Source organism: Candidatus Methylomirabilota bacterium (assembly GCA_027293415.1).
Classification (GTDB): Bacteria; Methylomirabilota; Methylomirabilia; order Methylomirabilales; family CSP1-5; genus CSP1-5.
In genome coordinates this window covers 1-3311 of sequence record JAPUFX010000082.1, presented here as the reverse complement: position 1 = coordinate 3311, position 3311 = coordinate 1, and the positions used below count along the sequence as shown (strand labels likewise).

Here is a 3311-nt window from a genome sequence, read left to right as displayed (position 1 = left end):
TATCGACAGCTTGCTTTTTGCCCTTCCCGCCTATTACACCTTCCTGGTTCTGATAAAATGAGCCGATCTGAGAGAGAAGCTGTGAAAAGACTGGCTATTCTAGGATCGACTGGGTCAATAGGAAAGAGCGCTCTGGATCTGGTTGATCTCTATCCGGAGCGTTTTCGAATCGTCACACTGGCCGCACAAAAAAGTGTAGAGCTTCTTCATCAGCAATGCCTGAAGTATCGGCCCGAATTAGTCGCTCTGTATGATCGCGATGCGGCGAAAGATCTGAAGCAGCGCCTTCCCGAGATGAAGGTCCTCTCAGGTGTCGAAGGCGTGATCGAGGCCGCCACCCATCCCCATGCGGATGTCGTGCTGGCGGGCATCGCGGGCGCGGCAGGACTGATTCCGACTTACGAAGCACTGCTCAAGAAAAAGGACGTGGCACTGGCCAACAAGGAAATCCTGGTGATGGCAGGCGAGTTGATCATGCCCATCGTCAAAAGCACACAGGTAAACCTGCTTCCGGTGGACAGCGAGCACTGTGCTCTACATCAATGCTTGAGAGGCTCAGAAAAGCGAGAGGTTCATCGATTGGTTCTAACCGCCTCAGGTGGACCTTTTCTTCACAAAAACAAGCAACAACTGGAACAGGTCACTGTCGAAGAAGCCTTGAATCACCCCACCTGGAGTATGGGGCCCAAGATCACTGTAGACTCCGCCACCTTGATGAACAAAGGGCTGGAAGTTATTGAAGCCCATCACCTTTTTGGCGTACAACCCGATCGAATCTCCATCGTGATCCATCCTCAGTCGATTATCCATTCTATGGTTGAATTCATCGATGGCACAGTTCTGGCCCAGATGAGCATCACCGACATGAGGGCGGCCATTCTGTACGCCCTGGCCTACCCGGATCGTTGGAACTCGAACTTACCTCGATTGGACCTGCTTTCCCTTGCTGCACTCGAGTTCCATGCTCCAGACACGGATAAGTTCCCCTGTATCCGTCTGGCCTACCAGGCACTGAATGATGGACAAACTTACCCCACCGCCCTCAATGCCTCCAACGAAGTCGCCGTTCGCTGCTTCTTGGATCAGTCTCTGCCTTTCTCGTCCATCTCTGAAGTGATCGACGAGGTGCTCAACCGGCACGTTCCTCGTGCCGTGGAGGATTTGGAGACCGTACTGGAGGCGGATCGTGAGGCTCGCCAAATGGCACAGGAGACTATAGATTCGGTCTATTCATAACTTCTCGGCTCGCGCCTTCGCCGCTTCGGGAGGAGAATACGAGTCGAACGCAGAAGCCTCATTTGACAAGTGTCCAGACCACGACGGACAATTAGAGATTAAGTGCACTAAGGAGATCGAAACATTTTGGCTTTGTTAACTTCTATCGGCTTTAGCATCATCGCATTCCTCTTTGTGCTGGGAGTGATGATTTTCATTCATGAGCTGGGACACCACATAGCGGCAAAACTACTGGGAATCCGGGTGGATGTCTTTTCCCTCGGGTTTGGCCGTCGACTGTTCGGCTTTAAACGGGGAGACACCGATTATAGGGTTAGCCTCCTGCCTCTGGGAGGCTACGTGAAAATGGCCGGAGAGAACTACGACGAGGAACCCACCGGTGATCCTGGGGAGTTCATGGGCCATCCCAAAACGCATCGTTTCCTGGTAGCTATAGCAGGCCCGGCAATGAATATCATTCTGGCTCTGATCCTGGTCACCACCAATCTCATGCTGGGGACTTCCGTTGCAAAACACATGCGGCAACCGGCCGTCATTGGCAGCGTCCAGGAGGGATCGGCGGCCGAGCAGGCTGGCCTGCAACCTCTGGACATCATCTTGGCCATAGACGGTGACCCGATCCCCACTTGGCAAGATTTGGTAATAGGCATCAGCCTCAGTCCCAATCAGGAACTGGTGCTGGAAGTTGAACGTCAAGGGCAGGTTCTGACCAAAAACATCACCCCTTCCTTAAGCGAAAGAATCGAAACCGGAGACATTGGAGTGGGTCCGTTTATCCCATTCATCATCACCGAAGTTGAACCGAACAGCCCTGCAACTGAGGCTGGACTCCGGCCCGAAGATGAGATCGTCAGAGTCACAATGGGGAACAAGTCCACAGTGGGATTTGACGAAAGCGCCCGACTGATCAACGCCTCCGAGGGAAGCCCTCTTAAGTTTGAAGTCCTCAGAGACAACCAAGTTTTCGAGACGACCTTTGCTGCCGTTCAAATGGAGGACCGCTGGCGCATTGGCACGACAGTGGAGTACATGCAATTGGAGCAGTACGGATTCCTGCAGGCACTGAAGCATTCATTCGAGCGGAACCTCAAGTTGACCTTGTTGACCTTCAATGTGGTGGGAAGGATCTTTACGGGGCGTACCTCTTTACGAGCCATGTCCGGGCCCATCGAGATTGCCCGCTTTTCCGGAATGGCCGCAGCAATGGGTCTGGTTCCACTCCTCAACTTCATGGCCTTGGTCTCACTGCAATTGGGGATTTTCAATCTGATGCCGATACCCATCTTGGACGGTGGTGTGATCGCACTGCTTGGCATAGAAGGGCTCATTCGGCGAGACCTCAGCATGCGTGTCAAGGAACGCATCTTTCAGGTGGGCTTTGTCTTTCTCATCCTTCTCATGGGGATTGTGATCTTCAACGATCTTGCCAAGAACCTGCCCATCCTGAATTGAGGATTTAGGTTCGACCGCTCCCCAGCCCGGTTTATTCATGGGTTCTCGTCACGAAGCGACGAAAGCGCTGACCTGAGTGCGTTGCTCCACGCGCGAGGGGCACCCGCTTGCGGGTCGCCCCCCGCAAACGTACCGTACGATACATTCAGTGTCTCGCTTCATAGATAGGGTAACGTTCGCTGATGGGGCTTGCGAGGCGAAATCAAGGAGCAAGGAGAAGGTGATGCAGGGACATCGGCGACGACGAGCGACGCAGAGGTCGCCCGCAATCCCCATCAGCCCGAAGGGTGGCGGCGGGACGGCATCAATTTCTTTGTCGCTCCTCCTCCACGATGCACCTTGACATCGTGTCGTTGTCGCTTCGCGAACTTGATGCCGTCGCGCTCGCCACGAACGCCACCGTATCTATGAAACGAGGCACTAAGGAGGCCGACCGAGGGCAACGTAGGCGGTGCAGCACGCCGGATGATCTCGTCGGTGCAGTAGAGAACCTATGCATAATCCGGGCTAGTTCCCAACCGGTGCAAACATCTCCAGGTGCACCTTTTTTGTTAAAATTTAATCTAGACAGTTGATGAGTTGCGGGAGTTCGCGAGCCGGGATTATTCATAGGTTTTCGTGAC

The 3311-nt window shown here is 53.8% G+C and carries 2 protein-coding genes; both read left to right on the top strand.

Translation table 11 applies throughout. The annotated features are described in order from the left end of the window. The first annotated feature begins 81 nt into the window (after nt 1–81). Nucleotides 82–1236, top strand: coding sequence for a 1-deoxy-D-xylulose-5-phosphate reductoisomerase (locus tag O6929_06325; GenBank protein ID MCZ6479999.1), 1155 nt, complete (start codon nt 82–84; stop codon nt 1234–1236). 126 nt (nt 1237–1362) lie between these two features. Continuing rightward, entirely contained in the window at nt 1363–2688 is a 1326-nt protein-coding gene (rseP, locus tag O6929_06320) for an RIP metalloprotease RseP (GenBank protein MCZ6479998.1), read from the top strand. The last annotated feature ends 623 nt before the right edge of the window (nt 2689–3311 follow it).